Source organism: Furfurilactobacillus sp. WILCCON 0119, assembly GCF_053471565.1.
On record NZ_JBPCCV010000001.1, the window covers coordinates 580,822 to 600,185 of the forward strand.

Annotated in this window: 14 protein-coding genes; all 14 read right to left on the reverse strand. The window is 48.9% G+C overall.

Annotation, left to right across the window (positions count from 1 at the left end):
• Positions 1–29 precede the first annotated feature (29 nt).
• The 14 genes from lepA to ACRYI5_RS03065 all read right to left on the reverse strand — a co-directional run bounded on the left by lepA (position 30) and on the right by ACRYI5_RS03065 (position 19,317).
• Positions 30–1,874, reverse strand: a complete 1,845-nt coding sequence (gene lepA, locus ACRYI5_RS03000) for a translation elongation factor 4 (RefSeq protein WP_448224217.1) — start codon at positions 1,872–1,874, stop codon at positions 30–32.
• A 309-nt stretch (positions 1,875–2,183) separates the two neighbouring features.
• Positions 2,184–3,305 carry a molecular chaperone DnaJ gene (gene dnaJ, locus ACRYI5_RS03005; protein WP_448224218.1) on the reverse strand — a complete coding sequence of 374 codons (1,122 nt, stop codon included), beginning with the start codon at positions 3,303–3,305 and terminating at the stop codon, positions 2,184–2,186.
• A gap of 148 nt (positions 3,306–3,453) precedes the next feature.
• Positions 3,454–5,307 carry a molecular chaperone DnaK gene (gene dnaK / locus ACRYI5_RS03010; protein WP_448224306.1) on the reverse strand — a complete coding sequence of 618 codons (1,854 nt, stop codon included), beginning with the start codon at positions 5,305–5,307 and terminating at the stop codon, positions 3,454–3,456.
• Between the two features lie 24 nt (positions 5,308–5,331).
• Positions 5,332–5,907, reverse strand: coding sequence for a nucleotide exchange factor GrpE (gene grpE, locus ACRYI5_RS03015; protein ID WP_448224219.1), 576 nt, complete (start codon positions 5,905–5,907; stop codon positions 5,332–5,334).
• A 45-nt stretch (positions 5,908–5,952) separates the two neighbouring features.
• Positions 5,953–7,002, reverse strand: a complete 1,050-nt coding sequence (hrcA, locus tag ACRYI5_RS03020; RefSeq protein WP_448224220.1) for a heat-inducible transcriptional repressor HrcA — start codon at positions 7,000–7,002, stop codon at positions 5,953–5,955.
• Between the two features lie 188 nt (positions 7,003–7,190).
• Positions 7,191–8,156 carry a riboflavin biosynthesis protein RibF gene (gene ribF / locus ACRYI5_RS03025; RefSeq protein WP_407879421.1) on the reverse strand — a complete coding sequence of 322 codons (966 nt, stop codon included), beginning with the start codon at positions 8,154–8,156 and terminating at the stop codon, positions 7,191–7,193.
• A gap of 39 nt (positions 8,157–8,195) precedes the next feature.
• A complete protein-coding gene (gene truB / locus ACRYI5_RS03030) occupies positions 8,196–9,104 on the reverse strand; it encodes a tRNA pseudouridine(55) synthase TruB (RefSeq protein WP_448224221.1) in 909 nt (302 codons plus the stop codon).
• Between the two features lie 179 nt (positions 9,105–9,283).
• On the reverse strand, positions 9,284–9,646 hold the full coding sequence (gene rbfA / locus ACRYI5_RS03035) for a 30S ribosome-binding factor RbfA (RefSeq protein ID WP_407879418.1): 363 nt from the start codon (positions 9,644–9,646) through the stop codon (positions 9,284–9,286).
• A 35-nt stretch (positions 9,647–9,681) separates the two neighbouring features.
• Positions 9,682–12,501 carry a translation initiation factor IF-2 gene (infB, locus tag ACRYI5_RS03040; protein WP_448224222.1) on the reverse strand — a complete coding sequence of 940 codons (2,820 nt, stop codon included), beginning with the start codon at positions 12,499–12,501 and terminating at the stop codon, positions 9,682–9,684.
• A gap of 13 nt (positions 12,502–12,514) precedes the next feature.
• Entirely contained in the window at positions 12,515–12,826 is a 312-nt protein-coding gene (locus tag ACRYI5_RS03045; RefSeq protein ID WP_407879415.1) for a YlxQ-related RNA-binding protein, read from the reverse strand.
• A complete protein-coding gene (gene rnpM, locus ACRYI5_RS03050; protein ID WP_407879413.1) occupies positions 12,823–13,125 on the reverse strand; it encodes an RNase P modulator RnpM in 303 nt (100 codons plus the stop codon). The genes ACRYI5_RS03045 and rnpM overlap by 4 nt, the downstream gene beginning before the upstream one ends.
• 31 nt (positions 13,126–13,156) lie before the next feature.
• Positions 13,157–14,323: a transcription termination factor NusA gene (nusA, locus tag ACRYI5_RS03055; RefSeq protein ID WP_407879412.1), complete on the reverse strand. Its 1,167-nt coding sequence runs from the start codon at positions 14,321–14,323 to the stop codon at positions 13,157–13,159.
• 40 nt (positions 14,324–14,363) lie between these two features.
• Positions 14,364–14,846: a ribosome maturation factor RimP gene (gene rimP, locus ACRYI5_RS03060; protein ID WP_407879411.1), complete on the reverse strand. Its 483-nt coding sequence runs from the start codon at positions 14,844–14,846 to the stop codon at positions 14,364–14,366.
• A 151-nt stretch (positions 14,847–14,997) separates the two neighbouring features.
• Positions 14,998–19,317: a PolC-type DNA polymerase III gene (locus ACRYI5_RS03065; protein WP_448224223.1), complete on the reverse strand. Its 4,320-nt coding sequence runs from the start codon at positions 19,315–19,317 to the stop codon at positions 14,998–15,000.
• Between the last annotated feature and the right edge of the window lie 47 nt (positions 19,318–19,364).

Below are 19,364 nucleotides of genomic sequence, written 5' to 3' on the forward strand. Positions count from 1 at the left end.
TTACCCCCTTTAGTCTTATCTTTTTACAGTTATGATTTTGCTTTGTGGCTTTCTTCTTCATCCGTCTGAAGGACTGCCATGAAGGCCTCTTGCGGCACATCAACGATCCCAACAGACTTCATCCGTTTCTTCCCGGCTTTCTGTTTTTCCAACAGCTTCATCCGCCGAGTGCGATCCCCACCATACAGGTGAGCGGTCACGTCCTTCCGGTACGCCTTAATATCCGACCGGGCCACCACCTTAGAACCAATGGCTGCCTGAACCGGAATTTCAAAGTTCTGCCGGGGGATGATCTTCTTTAACCGGGCAACAATCGTCCGGCCACGGTTTGCCGCAAACTCACGGGCAACGATAAAGCTTAACGCATCAACCTTATCACCGTTTAACAGGATGTCAATTTTCACTAAGTCACCTGGACGATAACCACTCAGCTCGTAATCCAATGACGCATAACCACGGGTACTACTCTTCAAGCGATCAAAGAAATCAAAAATGATCTCTGAAAGTGGCATGTAGTAAATCACGTTCACCCGGTGGTCATCCAAGTATTCCATGGTGTCAAAATCGCCACGTTTTCGCTGACATAATTCCATGACGGCACCGACGTAATCATTCGGCACCATAATGGTTGCCTTAACGTAAGGTTCGTTAATGGTCTTAATGTTTGACGGTTCTGGCATTTCAGACGGATTTTCCACCACGACCTGCTCGCCATCCGTCAGATCAACATGGTACGTCACTGACGGTGCGGTGGTGATCAAATCGAGGTCAAACTCCCGTTCCAACCGTTCCTGCACGACATCCATGTGGAGCATTCCCAGGAACCCACAACGGAACCCAGAGCCCAGCGCTTGTGATTTTTCAGGATCAAACGTCAAGGCAGCGTCATTCAACTGCAACTTTTCAAGTGCTTCACGCAGATCGTTATACTTCCCGTTGTCTGTGGGGTATAACCCGGCAAACACCATTGGGTTCATCTTGCGGTAACCTGGTAAGGCGGTTTCCGTTGGATGAATTGCACTGGTGACCGTGTCACCAACCTGCGTGTCCGCGATGTCTTTAATGGAAGCCGTGATATAACCCACATCACCAGCCATCAAGATATCACGTTTGATGGGTTTTGGTGAGTTGACCCCCACTTCCGTGACTTCATACTCGGTCCCGGAGTTCATCAGCCGAATCTTATCACCGGGTTTCACCGTTCCTTCAACGATCCGTAAACTCAGGACGACACCACGATAATCGTCATAAACAGAATCAAAGATCAACGCCTTGAGCGGCTTTGTCAGGTCTCCCGTTGGTGCAGGCACTTCTTGAACGATTTGTTCCAAAATTTCGGTGATCCCGATTCCGCTCTTTGCACTTGCCAAAACAGCATTGCTGGCGTCGATCCCGATGTCTTCCTCAATTTCTTCACGAACCACTTCAGGCTGGGCCGATGGTAAATCAATTTTATTGATGACCGGGAGAATCGCCAAGTCATTATCAATTGCTAAATAGGTGTTCGCCAACGTTTGGGCTTCGACCCCCTGAGCGGCGTCAACCACCAACAAGGCGCCTTCACACGCTGCAAGTGATCGTGACACTTCATAGGAAAAATCGACGTGCCCTGGTGTGTCGATCAAATGGAAAATGTACGTTTCCCCATCTTTTGCGTGGTAATGTAATTCCACGGCGTTTAATTTAATTGTAATCCCACGTTCACGTTCTAACGGCATATCATCCAAAACCTGATTTTGCATTTCGCGTTTTGAAATGGTGTCCGTTAGTTCGAGGATCCGGTCTGCCAGCGTTGATTTACCATGATCAATGTGCGCAACAATCGAAAAGTTTCGAATGTGCCGCTGCCGTTCGGCCATTTGTTGGTGATCCATACGTGTCCTCCTTTTGAATCCGACCCTGATGATCGCGATTCGTTTTCATAAACGGTTGGCTGACAATAACTGTCACTGGCGCCGGTCCCGTTGTAACCCGCTGCGCCGACTTCGCTAATGTGAAATCCTAAACATTTATTATAGCAATGATTATGTGAACACACAATTTTTATCAAACGTTTGTGCCCACTTTTTTGCTGGTCACTCAATTAGTAACGGGAACTGATCATTAATTGACTGTCATTTTAGAACGCAAGCAAGGCACCCATGAACAACATCTGTCCAGGGGTGCCTTGTCATTAATCACTATTAACGCCGGCCAAAGAGGCCGCCGTGACCATTTGGCACTGATTCGCCACTTGCTTCCGCAAAGGCCTTCAGTGCTTCTTTTTGCGCCTTATTGAGGCCCTTTGGTGTCTGAACCTTCACCGTAACCCGTTCGTCACCATTGCCGTTACCACGCAGGTGCGGAACACCCTTACCGCGCAAACGGAAGGTCGTTTCGCTTTGCGTTCCAGCAGGGATCTTCAGGTTAACGTTACCGTGAACCGTCTTGACTTCCACTTCGTCACCTAACGCAGCTTGCGCAAACGTTAATGGTTGGTCAAAGTAGATGTCCGTGCCGTCACGCTTGAAGTCCTTACTTGGTTGCACCGTGAAGACAATGTACAGGTCACCATAAAGGCCACCATTTGTCCCGGCTTCACCCTGACCTTGCAGCCGCATTTGTTGACCATCATCAACACCAGCAGGCACGCTCACTTCGATCTCGTGGCTTTCGCTCACGTGACCATTACCATGACAGGTTGGGCACTTTTCTTTAATTTCCTTACCCGTTCCACCACAAACGTCACAAACCTGTTGTGACCGCATCTGACCAAGTGGCGTGTTGCGAACTGTTTCAACGTAGCCAGAGCCGCCACAGTTGTGACACGTGACGGGTGAAGTTCCGGGTTTGGCCCCATTACCACCACACGTCTCACAAACTTCTTCACGGTCGTATTTGATCGTGGTCTTTTTCCCAAAAATCGCTTCCTCAAACTTCAGCGACATGGAATACTGCAAGTCTTGACCTGGTTGTGGCGCGTTAGGATTCCGTCGGGCACCGCCACCGCCGCCACCAAACATTTGGCTAAAGATGTCATCAAAACCGAAGCCCTGACCGCCGCCAAAGCCGCCCTGGTTAAAGCCACCTTGACCACCAAACTGCTGACCAGCATCACCGTATTGATCATACTGCTGCCGCTTTTGTGGGTCACCGACCTTTTCGTACGCATCAGCCACTTCTTTAAACTTATCTTCTGCGCCGGGCTCCTTATTCAAGTCCGGATGGTACTTTTTTGAAAGCTTCCGGTACGCCTTCTTAATCTCGTCCTGTGATGCATCCCGGCCAACGCCAAGCACATCATACGGATCTCTTCCTTGAGACATGTGTGAACCCCCAAAATTAACTTGTGACAACCGACTCGCCAAGTGACGATCAGCCATTTATTGCGTAAGTGTAACACAAACCAACCCGTAAAACGCACAAAGAGTCAAAGATGCGCCTGCGCCTTTGACTCCCCGTCGTTACCTATGCTTACTTTTTGTCGTCTGGGTCAACTTCCTTGAAGTCACCGTCAACTGTGTCATCACCACCGGCACTGCCGTCAGCGCTACCTGCAGCTGAGCCATCAGCACCAGCTTGTGAATCAGCATTTTGTTGGTACAACTTGACCGTCAAGTCTTGAACGATCTTGTTCAATTCATCCTTCTTGGTCTTCATTTCATCGATGTTGTTGTCATCTTGGGCCTTCTTCAATGCATCACGCGCATCAGTGGCCTGCTTGACTTCTTCATCAGAAACTTTCCCCTTCAGGTCTTCCAACGTCTTGTCAACTTGGAACAAGAGTTGGTCAACTTCATTCTTCAAGTCAGCTTCTTCTTTACGCTTCTTATCAGTATCAGCGTTTTCGTCGGCTTCCTTCTTCATCCGGTCGATTTCTTCGTCGGACAAACCAGAATTACTCTTGATCGTAATCTTTTGTTCTTTGTTTGTTCCAAGATCCTTGGCAGAAACGTTCACGATCCCGTTCTTGTCGATGTCAAATGTCACTTGGATCTGAGGAACACCACGAGGGGCAGCAGGGATGTCTGCCAACTGGAAGTTTCCTAAGGTCTTGTTGTCGTTTGCCATTGGCCGTTCACCTTGCAACACGTGAATATCAACGGCTGGTTGGTTATCCGCGGCAGTCGAGAATGTTTGGCTCTTTGACGTTGGAATCGTTGTGTTCCGGTCGATCAGCTTCGTGAACACACCACCCATTGTTTCAATCCCTAATGACAATGGCGTAACGTCCAAAAGCACAACGTCCTTCACGTCACCAGTGATCACACCACCTTGAACGGCTGCCCCTAAGGCAACGGCTTCATCAGGGTTAATGGAGTGGTTAGGTTCCTTACCGGCCAATTCCTTAACGGCTTCTTGAACGGCTGGGATCCGAGTTGACCCACCATTTAAGATAACTTCATCGATGTCATCCATCGTTAAGTCAGCGTCACGCAAGGCGTTTTGAACCGGTGTCTTGGTCCGTTCGATCAAGTCAGCCGTCATTTGGTTAAATTGCGCACGGGACAAAGTTTCTTCCAAGTGAAGTGGGCCGTTGTCACCGCTTGAGATAAATGGCAAGCTAATTTGGGCTTCGTTAACCCCTGACAGGTCCTTCTTCGCCTTTTCAGCAGCATCCTTCAACCGTTGCATGGCCATTGTGTCGCTTGACAGGTCGATGCCGTTTGTCTTCTTGAAGTTGTCGACTAACCAATCGATGATCTTTTGGTCAAAGTCGTCACCACCAAGACGTGTGTCACCATTTGTTGACAGAACGTCGAAGACACCATCACCTAATTCAAGGATGGAAACATCAAATGTCCCACCACCAAGGTCGTAGACCAGGATCTTTTCGTCTTTATCCTTCTTGTCCATCCCGTATGCCAAGGCAGAAGCCGTTGGTTCGTTGATGATCCGTTCAACCGTTAAGCCGGCGATCTTACCAGCATCCTTGGTTGCTTGACGCTGAGCGTCATTAAAGTAAGCAGGTACTGTGATAACAGCCTGATCAACCTTTTCACCAAGGTAATCTTCAGCGAAGCCCTTGATGTATTGCAAGATCATTGCTGAGATTTCTTGTGGTGTGTACTTCTTACCTTCGATGTCAACGGTGTAGCCGTCTTCACCCATGTGACGCTTAATGGAACGAACCGTGTTGGGGTTCGTGATTGCTTGGCGTTTAGCCACTTCACCGACCTGTGTTTCACCGTTCTTGAATGAAACAACAGATGGTGTCGTCCGGTTACCTTCTGGGTTAGCGATAATCTTTGGTTGACTACCTTCGAGCACAGCAACTGCTGAGTTCGTGGTCCCTAAATCAATTCCAATAATTTTAGCCATTTTTATAAACTTCCTTATTATTTAATCTAATTATTGTGCAACGACGACCATGGCCGGCCGTAACACACGATCCTTTAGCATGTAGCCCTTTTGCAACACCGTCACAACCGTTTCAGGCGTTTGACCCGCTTCTACTGGGACAGTTTGCACTGCCTGGTGAAGGGTTGGGTCAAACGGCTTGTTCAACGATTCAATTTCCGTCACGTTGTTTTGTGCTAACGCTGCTTGCAAATGATCGTAAACCATCTGAACCCCATGTTGCAACTGTTTAGCTGCTTCATCTTCAGCCGGCGTTTGTAGCGCCCGTTCAAGATTGTCCAATTCAGGGACAATATCATGGGCCAGTTGTTGACCATCATACTTCATCAACTGGGCCGTTTCCTTTTGGTTACGTTGCTGAATGTTGGCGATTTCCGCTTGTGCCCGTAGGTACTTATCTTCCATCGCGGCAACTTGAGCCGTTAACTCAGCAATTTCATCTTGTTCCACGGCTGCTTCTGGCTTTTTTTTGATGTCCTTTGCAGTTGGGTCCGTGGCCTGTGATGTTGTCGTGTCTGATGCACTTTCTGCTTGTTCAGCAGTTTGACTGTCATCTTTATGAGACAAATTTGCCACCTCCATTCATTTCATTTGTGATCATCCTCAATGCACTTAATCCTCATCAAGGTGTCGATAATAATCTAAAAGCTTGGCGGCAAGTTCCTCACGAAACGCCCCGACCAACCCGATCATCCGCGAATACGGCATCCGGGTTGGGCCAAGCACAGCAATCATGCCACGACCATGAGCCCCAACATCGTACGTGCCGGTCACCAAACTATAATCTTTCAACAAGTCATTCGTGATCTCGTCACCAATCTGGACTTGAACCTGACTGTCTGGTGGACTCAGTACGCTTGCGATGTCATCCGTTGTATCAAAGAGTTGGTACAACGACTTGAAGTCATGAAGGTCATGATTCGTCGAGAAATTCAGAAGGTTCAGTCGACCGCCAACAAAGTAACGGTCAGCCGCAGCTTTATCCAGCACTTGCCCAAAGAGATTCAAAAATCCGTTTGGCGTTTGCATGTACTGACTCACCTGGGCTGGAATCTCAACCCGTAATTTCTCCATAACCTGCGTTAATGGCAAGCCAACCAGTTGATCATTGATCAACCGGACGACCGCCTCAAGCTGGTCACTGTCCATGTCACGTGGCAGGACAAACGTCTGGTTCGCCACATCACCGCTATCCATGACCAAAATGGCCATGACCTGCCGGTTACCTAGTGGTACCAACCGAAACCCGCTTAAACGGGCATCAGCCTGTTCAGGCCGCAACGTAAACGCCGTGTACGACGTTAATTTTGACAACAGGTTAGCGGATTCTTCAACGATTTCATCAATCTTTGAAAATGAGCCACTCAACTCATTTTGAATCAGCTGAATGTCTGTATGATCCACCACATTGTCATTGACCAAGTGATCCACGTAATAGCGGTAGCCTGCTAAGGATGGCACCCGCCCAGAGGACGTATGTTCCTTTTGCACGTAACCCGCTTCTTCTAACGCCGCCATATCATTACGAATGGTGGCAGAACTCACGTGGATCGGTAGCCACGTTGCCAAGGCCTTTGAACCAACCGCAGCCCCAGTCTCCGTATATGCACGGACAATTGCTTGTAATACCATTTTTTGTCGATCTGTTATCGTCTTATTCACCCCTTTTAGCACTTACGCTATTTGAGTGCTAAGAACAGTTACTAATATAACAACTTGGTCAAAGAAAGTCAAACAAATTCATAATTCAATTTGACTTTTTTATTGGAAAAATTAATCAGCCGTTTGCCTATAAGAAAAGCCGGCTTACGACAGGAATGTCCTAAGCCGGCCCTTAAAAGCGAACGTCCCTAATCACCAATTGTTTCAAGAGGTTTGGCGTGATCAGCCATGAATGCTCTGGTCGCCAATGCATCCTGATCTAATTGTGCAACGAGGTCGTCGACCCCTGAAAACTTCACCTGATCACGGAGATGGCTTCCCCAGGCGACCACCACTTCTTCCCCATAGATCTGTTGATCAAAGTCCAGCAGATTGATTTCGATCGTCACGGGCCGGTGGTCACCAAACGTCTCATTGCGACCAATTGACGCCATGCCTGGGTACCACACGTCGCCTAATTTAAGCCACACCGCATAAATGCCGATGCCTGGGAGCCGTTCAGTCACCACGGGATCGATGTTTGCCGTTGGATAACCGAGTGTCCGACCACGCGCCTCGCCATGAACGACGATCCCGGTTGTTTGGTACGTGTACCCCAACAGTTGATTTGCGTCGGCCACGTCGCCGTCATCAATGGCCTGCCGAATCCGGGTCGAACTGTCCTTTGCATCCTTCACGGACACTTGGCCAACTTCCACAACGTCAAACCGCCCGTTCGCATACGCGGGGAGCTGCTTCATGCTGGCAACGTCAACCTTGCCGTACGTATGGTCAAACCCAGCCACAACGGCCACGGCGTGCAACCCGACCATGTAGTCGTCCACAAACGTTTGTGGCTGTAGCGCAGACAGTTGCGATGTGAAACTGACCCCGTAGACGATGTCGACACCCAGTTGCTTCAGTAACGCTAGCTTCCGGTCGAACCGGGACAGGTACCGAAACACCTCGGGATTATTTTGATAGACCAATGCTGGTTGGTGCGTATATGTCAGCACCGCTAACTTCACTCCCCGTTCATCGGCCAACTTTCGCGCCCGGTTAATGACCGTTTGATGACCGAGGTGAACACCATCAAAAAAGCCCATGGCTAACACGACCGGCGTGTCGGGAATTTGTGCCTGCTGATAGGGTTGTCGTAAATAAATGACTTGCACTGTTTTTTGCCACCTTTATGGAAACATTCTTTTCATTGATTATAGATGATTAGAAAACATCTTCAACGGTTTTGCCGCTTTACCGTCGGCAGAGCGTTGGTACAACGCTTTAACCTGACCGCCAAATCGAACGGCGACAACATCAGCATCGCCTAACACAGCGGGTTCAAGCCACCCCCCATTTGTGACTAACTGCCATTGATCTGGCGTTAAATCAACCATCGGGTAATGGGCCAACGCGTATTCGATTGGAAGAAGCTTGGCGTTAATTGTTTCGTCAGCCACTGCTTGTTCTACCGCCTCTAACGTTAACGCTTGTGATAATGTGAAGCCCCCACTTTTGATCCGGGTCAAATCACTCATCACTGCGGGAACATTCAGTTGCTCACCAAGTTGAACCGATAACGTCCGGACATACGTCCCCTTACCACACCCGATTTCAAACGGAATCGTTTGGGTGCCAGCGTGTTCATCAAAGGTGCTGGGACCCGTTTGCTTGAAATAGTCAACGTGAATTTGTCGAACAGGCCGGGCCACCGTTTCACCGGCCCGGGCATATTCATAAAGTTTGCGGCCATTGACCTTGACTGCAGAATACATTGGCGGAATTTGTTCAATGTCGCCCGTAAGTGCCTCCATGCCCTGCATGATTTGGGCGTCTGTAAACGGTTGTGTTAACGCCGTGCGTGTAACTTCCGCGCCGTCAAGATCCTCAGTTTCCGTTGCAAACCCGAGCGTCACGGTGCCACGGTACACCTTACCAGAAGCCATCAAGTACGGAACCACTTTCGTTGCGGCACCAATACAAACCGGTAAAACGCCGTCCACATTTGGATCCAGCGTGCCCGAATGGCCAATTTTTTTCGTGTGCAAGATTTTGCGGAGCTTAAAAACAACATCATGACTTGTCATGCCACGTGCCTTGTTAATCGGGAGAATGCCTTCCATCGTTCAAAACCTCACTTTTCATCTGTCAAAAACGACTCTGAATGAGCCGATAACGTTCATCATTATACCGTAGGGTTGTGAAAAAAGCGACTGCACGCACCGGCCGGCTGCTTAAGCCGACAAACAAAAAATCACCCGGTGACTGGACCATAATGGCCAATCACCGAGTGATTTTTTAGTTAATCGCGTTCTTGTTGGTGCAGTTTATTGATCAATTCATCAATGTGACTGCCGTACTGAACGGATTTATCCTGAACAAAGAAAATTTCAGGCGTCTTGTAGATGCTCAACCGCCGCCCGAGTTCCCCACGAATGAGGCCACTAGCCTTTTCCAAACCAGCAGCTGTTTTTTCGTTGTCACTGGCTTTATCTGACAGAATGCTGTAGTACAACGTTGCTTCCTGTAGATCACCAGTAACTTCAACACCCGTAATGGTTACGCCCGTCACACGCGGATCCCGCACACGCTTCAACAAAATGTCCGTTACTTCGCGCTGGATTTCTTGTTCCAGCCGACCAACACGATATTGTTTGCTTGGCATTATCTTCACCGCCTTATCTTTCGTTATGGTAACGCTTAGTCAATCGGAACTTCCTTCATAACGTAAGCTTCAATCACATCACCGACCCGTAAGTCGTTGTAACCTGCAATGGTCAACCCAAGGTCAAAGCCGGCTTTAACCTGCTTAACTGAGTCCTTGAACCGTTGAAGTGAACCTAACTTACCTTCGTAAATAACCACACCATCACGGATCAAACGAATTCCGGCGTCGCTACTAATGTAACCTTCAGTAACCATCCCACCGACAACCGTTCCGACCTTTGAAACCTTGTACAGTTCACGAACTTCAACTTCACCAGTGACTTCTTCCTTATAAACTGGTTCAAGCATTCCCTTCATGGCTGATTCGATTTCATCGATGGCGTTGTAAATCACGTTGTGCAGACGAATGTCCACACCATCGCTATCGGCCTGTGACCGGGCTTGTGCGGTTGGCCGCACGTTAAACCCAACAATGATGGCGTTTGAGGCAGCTGCTAAGGTAACATCACTTTCGTTAATGGCCCCAACGGCTTGGTGAATGATGTTAACCCGAACACCATCAACCTGAATCTTCTGGAATGAAGTTGCTAAGGCTTCAACGGAACCCTGAACATCAGCCTTGATGATGATGTCAACTTCCTTCATTTCGCCTTCCTTCATCGTGTCGAACAGGTTGTCCAACGTGACGTGGGTTGAGTGCGAACGTTCTTCAATCAGTGCCCGCTTAGCCCGTTCTTCACCGGCAGCCCGGGCAGATTTTTCGTCTTCAAAGACAACGAACTTGTCACCGGCTTCTGGAACATCGTTCATCCCAGTGATTTCTACTGGTGTAGCTGGCGTTGCTTCCTTAACTGTCCGACCACGGTCATTGTTCATGGTCCGAATCCGGCCGTAGGTGTTCCCAATAACGATTGGGTCCCCGATCTTCAACGTTCCTTCTTGAACAAGCACCGTTGCGACAGAACCACGGCCCTTATCCAACCGGGCTTCAATAACTGATCCCAACGCACGTTGGTCTGGATCAGCCTTTAATTCCATCATGTCAGCTTGCAACAGAACCATGTCAAGCAGTTCATCAAGGTTCTTGTCGTACTTCGCAGAAATTTCAACGAAGATGGTTTCCCCACCCCAGGCTTCTGGAATCAGGTTGTATTCAGCCAACTGTTCGATCACGTGGTTCGGGTTGGCACCTGGCTTATCGATCTTGTTAACCGCCACGATAATTGGTGTCTTCGCTGCCTGAGCATGGTGAATCGCTTCAATTGTTTGTGGCATGACACCGTCATCCGCCGCAACCACTAAAATCGTAATGTCGGTGATGTCCGCACCACGCGCACGCATTGCAGTAAAGGCCGCGTGTCCTGGTGTATCGATAAAGGTGATCTTACGACCCTTCAATTCAACTTGGTAAGCACCGATCTTTTGCGTGATCCCACCAGCTTCACCAGCTGTGATGTGAGAATTCCGCAATTGGTCCAGCAATGTCGTCTTACCATGGTCAACGTGTCCCATGATTGTTACGACTGGTGGCCGGTCAACTAACTTAGTTGGATCTGTTTCTGCTTGCTCTTCGAAGAACTTGTCGATGTCGGCAATATCTTCCTTTGGCTTTTCTTCAGCGGCAATGCCGTAATCAGCAGCCAAAATTTCAATGGTATCCTTATCCAAACTTTGGTTTTGGTTGACCATCACGCCAAGCATGAACAACTTTTTGATCAATTCAGCTGGTTCGCGGTGCAAGATCTTCCCTAAGTCCTGGGCGTTCATGCCAACATCGTACATCAAGACTTCTGGTAATGGCCGTTCTTTCCGCGTTGGTGCTGGTTGAGCCTGCGTTGTTTGCTTGATCCGTTGGTTCTTTCTGTTCCGCTTTTGGTGCTTTTGACCGTATTGTTGTTGACCACCACGGCCACCGCGACGGTTGTTATTGCCACCAAAACGGTTACCACCATTCCCACCAGCGGCGTTGTTCCCAAAGCGGTTGTTACGTGCGCCAGTGTTGTTACTTGTTGAGGCACTCCCGTTGGTCCGATTGCTGCTGGTTGATTGGTTCTGGCTTGGCCGTGAGTTGGTGTTACTTGGCCGTGATGAACTCGTTGAGCGGTTGTTGTTGCTACCACTACGGTTACCATTGCCGTTATTACTACTGCCGTTCCGGTTATTGTTGTAACCGCCAGTCCGGTTGCCGCTGTTGTTACTGCGGTTTGTTGACTGTGAACCATTGCGGTTACCACCGTTTTTGCTATTACTGTTGTTCCGGTTGTAGCTACCGTTACTCCGGTTCGTTGATGTTGATGATGACCGGTGTTGGTTATTACCACCATTACTTGGCCGTTGGGCGCTCGTTTGGTGGTTGCTACTTGTTGACCGTGGTGCTTGACTGGTTGCTGATGCAGAAGCCTGTGACTTTGGTGCTGCTGCACTTGCCGAGGCACTCTTTGGCGCTGCCGAACTTGTTGCTGGCTTTGCAGCAGCGCTGGTCGTTTCAGCTTGCCGATTTGAAGGCCGATTGTTGTTGGTCCGCGGGTTATCTAGGTTCATAATTCGTCCCTCGCCGTGCAAGTTTGCACCGCCGTTGCGACCAAAGTTCGTATGGCGATGGTCAGGCTTCTTATTGTTATTGATCAAATGGTGAACAACCTTGTGTTTTACGGGTTGTTCATCATTGCTGGTTGCTGCCGGCTTTCTAGCTGGGCGGCTCCCGATTGTGTTTCGTAAGGTCTTCTCTTGATCATCACTGACCGTTGCCATGTGATTATTAAACTTCATTCCCTTGGCGCTTGCCTTGGTTAAGAGATCCTTGCTCGAAACATTAAGTTCCTTTGCGAGTTCATAGATACGCTTGTTGGCCATCCTTTCACTCTCCTCATTTCAAATTTTCAAGTAATGACTGCATTTTTTTAGCAAAGCCGGCGTCATTGACACCAATCGCAAACCGTTGTCGGCCTGTCGCTTGACTGAGTTCTGCCACGGTAAACGCGGTACTCAATGGAATGCCATAAAAATGTGCTTTATCGCTTAATTTTTTACTTGAGCTTGCCCCCATGTCGCTTGCTAACCATAACAGTGCTAATGACTGGTCTTTAATGGCGGCGAGGACCATGGGTTCACCAGTTACGAGTTTCCCCGCCCGTTGCGCAATCCCAAGTAAATTCAGTAATTGTTGTTCAGTTGTCATTTGGCATCGTCACCAAACAGTTGCCGCCGGGCTTGTTGATGGTCAACGTAAGCAATGAGTTCTTCGTAAAACTCATCACTGACCTTCATGCCAAACGCTTTGTCCAAACTGTGATTATGTTGTGCCTTTTTAGCAGTTTCAACGTTAATACTAACGTACGCGCCCCGGCCATTTTGTTTCCCAGTTGGGTCGATGGTAATGACGTCTTCTTTGCTTTTCACAACCCGGATCAATTCCTTTTTAGGGAACATCTCACCGGTTACGATGTCTTTACGCATGGGTACTTTACGCTGGTGCATCAAAATTCCCCCTTTGATCGCCAACTAGTGGCTAGTCGTCGGCCCGCTGATCATTAACGGGTTCGTCAACGGTTACCTCAACATCTGCCAGTTCCGTTGGTTCAGAACCTGCTTCAACGTATTCTTGGTCTTCAGCATCCTCAAACAGTGATTTTGCTTCTGTTTCAGACTTAATGTCGATCTTAAAACCAGTTAACTTGGCAGCTAACCGGGCGTTTTGACCACGTTTACCGATTGCTAATGACAACTGGTAATCAGGGACAACGACCGTGCAAGCGCGTTCGTTTTCTGGATCAAAGACCACGTCAATGACTTCGGCTGGGTTCAATGAATTCGCCACGTACTGCGCGTCATCTTCCATCCATTCCACGATGTCCATGTTTTCGCCACCCAGTTCGTTCACGATGGCTTGGACCCGTTGACCACGAGGGCCAACACAAGTCCCCACGGGGTCAAGGTTTGGATCGTTTGACTTCACAGCAATCTTGGCACGGTCACCAGCTTCACGGGCGATTGAAACAACTTCAACCGTTCCATCGTAAATTTCTGGGACTTCTTCCTCGAATAACCGCTTCAATAATTCTGGGTGGGTCCGACTAACAAACACTTGTGGGCCCTTGGCGTTGTTTTCAACCCGGGCCACGTAAACCTTGATGCGGTCATGCATCTTGTAGGTCTCGTTTGGCATCTGGTCGGAATTCGCCATAACGGCTTCAATGGTGTTAGAACCGCTCCCGAGCGTAACGTACAGGTAACGCGTGTCCTGACGTTCCACTTCACCGGTCACAACTTCATCCATGTACTGACTGTACTCAGCGTAGATCAAGCCCCGTTCGGCTTCACGCACCCGTTGCATGATGACTTGCTTAGCCGTTTGAGCCGCGATCCGGCCAAAGTTCTTCGGTGTCACTTCCACCTTGATCTCATCGCCCAGTTCGTACGCCTTATTGATGGCTAATGCATCTTGTAAACTCATCTGAAGCTGAGAATCTTCCACTGTTTCTGAAACGGTCTTTACGGCGTAAACCTTAATGTCGCCCTTCCGATCGTTGAAAACAACGTCAACGTTTCCAGCCTGGTTGTAGTTGCGTTTGTAAGCTGCGGCAAGCGCTGCTTCCAAGGCCTCAACCACAACCTCTTTTTTAATCCCTTTTTCCTGTTCGAGGGCGTCTAAGGCGCCCACCAATTCTTTACTCATGTTTGTCGTACTCCTTTAGTCACGATCGCGTGCGCTGAACTTACATCCCGCTGAAATCAATGGCCAGGCGGGCGCTGGCGATAGCTGACCGATCAATGGTAATTGTTTTACTAATTCCCTTAACTTTGTACACCAACGTCAATTGCTCTGGTGTTAACGCGGTTAACGTTCCTTCAAAGACCTTCACCTTTTCAATCGGTTGGTACAGTGAAATATGAATGTATTGGTTCACAGCACTTTGAAAGTCTGCTTCCTTCTTCAACGGCCGCTCAGCGCCCGGTGATGAAACCTCCAAATAGTAGGCTTGGGGGATTGGATCAGGATCTGCTGCGTCTAAGCTTGCGCTCAGTTCATCGTTTACGATAACGCAATCATCGATGGTAATTCCACCTGGTTTGTCAACGTAAACGCGGAGATACCAGCTCTTGCCTTCCTTAACAAACTCCACATCCACTAACTGGAAGTGATGTTCGTCAACGATTGGGCGCACCATGTCGGTGACCGTCTCTACCACATTGCTCAAGTAGTCCACCTCCTTATTTTTCCCTGAAAAAAGAGCGAGCCGAAAACGGCTCACTCTTAGATTAAGAGTCTTAAATTACATTGAACACTATAACACACAGACCTGGTTGACGCAACCACCAGCCCCGTTACACCAGTGATAACACCGATTTCTAAAAGAGGCTCAACTGGTTTTCGTCTGGTAAATCATCCAACACATGGTTTTCCGTCAGGTAATCAATAATCGTGGCGGAAACCTTGCCTCGCTTGCTCAAGTCTTCCTTCGATAAGAACGGCTTATCCTCACGGGCTGCCACGATCTGTTTAGCAACGTTATCACCTAACCCTGGCACTGCATTAAACGGTGCCAGCAGTGTGTCACCATCGATCAACCAGCTTTGGGCATCGGAACGTTCAACGTCGATCATCTTAAACGCGTATCCACGTTCCAACATTTCGTTGGCTAATTCTAACACCGTCAACAGGTTCTTTTCCTTTGTTGACGCTTCATTTCCCTTGTCCGTAACAACCTTCATGGCACCCTTAACGGCTTCTTTACCATGCGCCATGGCGGTTAGGTCAAAATCATCGGCCCGAACGGAGAAGTAGGCAGCGTAATACAACATTGGGAAGTAAACCTTGAAGTAAGCCACCCGCAGTGCCATCAAAATGTAGGCTGAGGCATGGGCCCGCGGGAACATGTACTTGATCTTCAAACATGAATCAATGTACCACTGGGGCACATCCGCTTCCCGCATCGCGTCCTGCCATTCGTCTGGAATTCCGCGACCCTTCCGCACATGTTCCATGATTTGAAACGACATTTCGGAATCAAGGCCATAGTTGATCAAGTCGGTCATGATGTTATCACGACACCCGATCACGTTGGCAATCGTCGCCGTGCCATCCTTGATCAACTCTTCCGCGTTTCCTAGCCACACGTCGGTCCCATGGGACAGTCCTGAGATCTGAAGCAGTTCAGAGTAGTTCTTCGGGTGGGTCTCTTCCAACATTCCCCGAACAAACCGGGTCCCAAATTCGGGAATCCCCAGTGTTCCGGTCTTACTGAAGATCTGTTCTTCCGTAACGCCTAAAATATCCGTTCCAGAAAATAGCTTCATAACACCGGGATCATCCGTTGGGATCGTTTGTGGATCAATCCCGGACAAGTCTTGCAGCGTCCGGATCATGGTTGGATCATCATGACCCAGAATATCGATCTTTAGGATGTTGTCATGGATCGAATGGAAATCAAAGTGGGTCGTTTTCCAAGCAGCGTCCTGATCGTCAGCCGGATACTGAATTGGTGTAAAGTCGTAAATGTCCATGTAATCCGGCACAACGATAATTCCGGCCGGGTGCTGACCCGTTGTCCGTTTGACACCAGTTGCCCCGCTTGACAAACGGTCGACTTCTGCTTGCCGCAGATTAAGCTCGTGGTCCCGTTCATAGGCCTTCACGTACCCGTACGCCGTTTTATCCGCGACGGTCCCAATCGTCCCAGCCCGGAAAACATTGTCCTCACCGAACAACACTTTCGTATAGTTATGGGCGATCGGCTGGTAGTCACCAGAGAAGTTCAAATCAATATCGGGCACTTTGTTTCCCTTGAACCCCAAGAACGTTTCAAACGGAATGTTTTGGCCGTCCTTATCCAGTGGCTGCCCACACTCTGGGCAATCTTTATCCGGTAAATCATAACCCGAACTGTATTCCCCATGCGTATAGAATTCACTGTACTTACAGTCAGCATTCTTACACAAATAGTGCGGCGGTAAGGGGTTAACTTCAGTGATTCCGGCAAACGTCGCCACCACGGAGGACCCAACGGACCCCCGCGAACCAACCAAGTAACCATCCTTGTTAGATTTATGCACCAGTCGTTGAGCAATCAGGTAAATAACGGAGAACCCGTTCCCAATGATTGACTTCAACTCCCGGTCGACCCGTTTCTGAACAATTTCTGGCAACGGATCACCATAGAGCGCATGGGCGGTGTCCATGGTCCGGGTCCGAATTTCATCTTCGGCCCCCTCCATCCGTGGCGTATACAGTTTGTCCTTCAGTGGATGGATTTCATCGACCATGTCGACAATCTTATTCGGATTGGTGACAACCAGCGTTTTTGCCTGTTCTTCACCCAGAAAACTAAATTCTTTCAGCATTTCATCCGTTGTTCGGAACTGGACATCTGGTAGTGAGTGCCGGTTCAGTGGGTTGGCCCCCCCCTGTGAGCTAATCAAAACCTTCCGGTAAATGGCATCGTGAGGGTCCAAATAATGAACATCCCCCGTCGCAACAATTGGTTTATCTAATTCATCAGCAACGTTAACTAACGATTCAATGATTTCTTCAAGTTTTGCGTTGTCATGCACCAACTCACCTTCAATCAGTGGTTTGTACACTGGCTTTGGCTGTACTTCAAGATAATCATAATACCGGGCCCGTTTGCGCGCCTCGTCTTGCCCCTTTTGCATGGCCGCCTCAAACACTTCACCTGAGGCACAAGCTGACCCCACTAAGAGGCCCTCCCGTAACCGGTTCAGCTCACTTCTTGGGACACGTGGTACCCGGTAGAAGTACTTAATGTTTGAGAGGGACACCAATTCAAACAGGTTCTTTAACCCGGCTTGCGTTTGGGCAATCACGGTTGCATGGAACGGCCGCGCATGTTTGTACGCATCATTGTCACTCATGTGTTCATTTAACTGATCATGATAAACGATGTCGTAACGTTCCTCAGCGTCTTTAAGGAAAATCATCGCCAGATAACCAGTTGATTCTGCATCATAAATGGCCCGGTGATGGTGTTCTAGTGACACGTTAAATTTCTTTGCCAACGAGTTTAACCGGTACCCCTTTAACGTTGGGTACAGGAAGCGCGCTAACGTTAACGTATCGATAATCGGATTACTAATTTCCGGAAGATCATGCCGCACGTAACCCGTGTTCATAAAGCCCACGTCAAACGTCACGTTATGACCAACCAAAATGGCGTCGCCATACCATTCGCGGAATAGTTTAAAGACATCCACTTCAGATTTTGACCCGGCAACCATGTCATCCGTAATGCTGGTCAAATTCGTTGTCGTTTCGGAAAGGTGAAAGCCTGGATCAATAAATTCTTCAAATTGATCAACCACGTTCCCATCCACCATTTTGACGGCGGATAATTCGATCACCCGGTCGTAAATTGCGGATAACCCCGTCGTTTCCACGTCAAAGATGACGTACTCATGGCCCTTTAGGGGCTCATGAGCATCGTTCAGGCCAATTGGCTCGCCATCATCCACCAGGTTGATTTCAACCCCGTACAACATCTTCAACCCATTTTTTTCCGCTGCATGAAACGCATCTGGAAACCCTTGGAGCCCCGAATGGTCCGTAATCGCAATCGCTTTATGACCCCACTTCGCAGCCCGTGCCACAAAGTCACCAATGTTGTTTGTGGCGTCCATCGTACTCATCTGCGTGTGCAAATGAAGTTCGACCCGTTTTTCATCCGCTGGTGCGGTATCTTCACGCTCCGTGTGTGTGACCACCTGGAGATCATTTGCAATCACGGCTAGATCCCGCGAAAAGTTATCTTCCTGAACGGAACCACGCACTTTGACCCACGCCTTTTCTGGGATGGCAGCAAAGTTGGCCTCGTCATCCTCATTCCGTGAAAACTTCTTCACCAAAAAAGAGGACGTATAGTCGGTGATCTTTAACGTCAATAACTGACGCCCGGACCGTAAGACCCGAATTTCCTTTGCAAAAACATAACCCTCAAGTGTGACACTACGTTCTTCTTCGGTGATCTCATCCATTCGGCGAATGGGTTCGTCGTCCTTGATTTTCCGGCCCATCGTAACGGGACCATCAACCGTTGGGGCACTAGAACGTTCAGCGTTCTTTTTGGCAATCACAGCCGTGGCTTTCGTGACCATTTCCTCATCACGTTTCGCCTTTTCCGCTTCATGCTCAGCCAAACGTTGTGCTGAGGCCGCCTCATCCACCGTGGTGGCAAACGTTAGCGCCGGAAAGCCCAGCCGCTGGTACGTTGCCGTGAGGGCGGACAGCGTCTCACCGTTCAAAAAGTCCGAGACCACTTGGTTCGGTGCCGTAATGACGATGGTCTCACCCTGCATGACGGGGGCGGGACCGTCGCATAATTGCCGAGCAAACTGGTCGTTTAGCCCACTGTGACTAACCGCCCACTGCCAATAACGATCAATCAGCGCCAGTGTTGGTTGTGCAGTCCGCGTCGCAATCTGAAAGTCGATGGTCGCAATTTCACTAAACGCCTGATTAAGCCGCTGAGTGAAGTCCATAAACGTTTCAAACGGCAAAATATCTTCAAATAAGAAGCCAAAACTCCACGTTCGACTTTTTTCATGAACTGTCATGGCCGTAATCGCACCTGTTGCATACGGTGCGGTTGTTGCTTGGTCTTCAAGGTTCAATTGTTGTAATAATTTCTGAAATAATTCCTGTTGATCTAACGCCACGAAAATGCGGCCTCCCCACATATAAAACCTTGAGTGACGTAAAGCGC

Bases quoted from the DNA above. Each gene is read 5' to 3' on its own strand.
- dnaJ (WP_448224218.1), bottom strand. From the start codon at position 3,305: ATGTCTCAAGGAAGAGATCCGTATGATGTGCTTGGCGTTGGCCGGGAT.
- infB (WP_448224222.1), bottom strand. From the start codon at position 12,501: ATGGCCAACAAGCGTATCTATGAACTCGCAAAGGAACTTAATGTTTCG.
- rnpM (WP_407879413.1), bottom strand. From the start codon at position 13,125: ATGCACCAGCGTAAAGTACCCATGCGTAAAGACATCGTAACCGGTGAG.
- lepA (WP_448224217.1), bottom strand. From the start codon at position 1,874: ATGGATCACCAACAAATGGCCGAACGGCAGCGGCACATTCGAAACTTT.
- rbfA (WP_407879418.1), bottom strand. From the start codon at position 9,646: ATGCCAAGCAAACAATATCGTGTTGGTCGGCTGGAACAAGAAATCCAG.
- truB (WP_448224221.1), bottom strand. From the start codon at position 9,104: ATGGAAGGCATTCTCCCGATTAACAAGGCACGTGGCATGACAAGTCAT.
- ACRYI5_RS03045 (WP_407879415.1), bottom strand. From the start codon at position 12,826: ATGACAACTGAACAACAATTACTGAATTTACTTGGGATTGCGCAACGG.
- nusA (WP_407879412.1), bottom strand. From the start codon at position 14,323: ATGAGTAAAGAATTGGTGGGCGCCTTAGACGCCCTCGAACAGGAAAAA.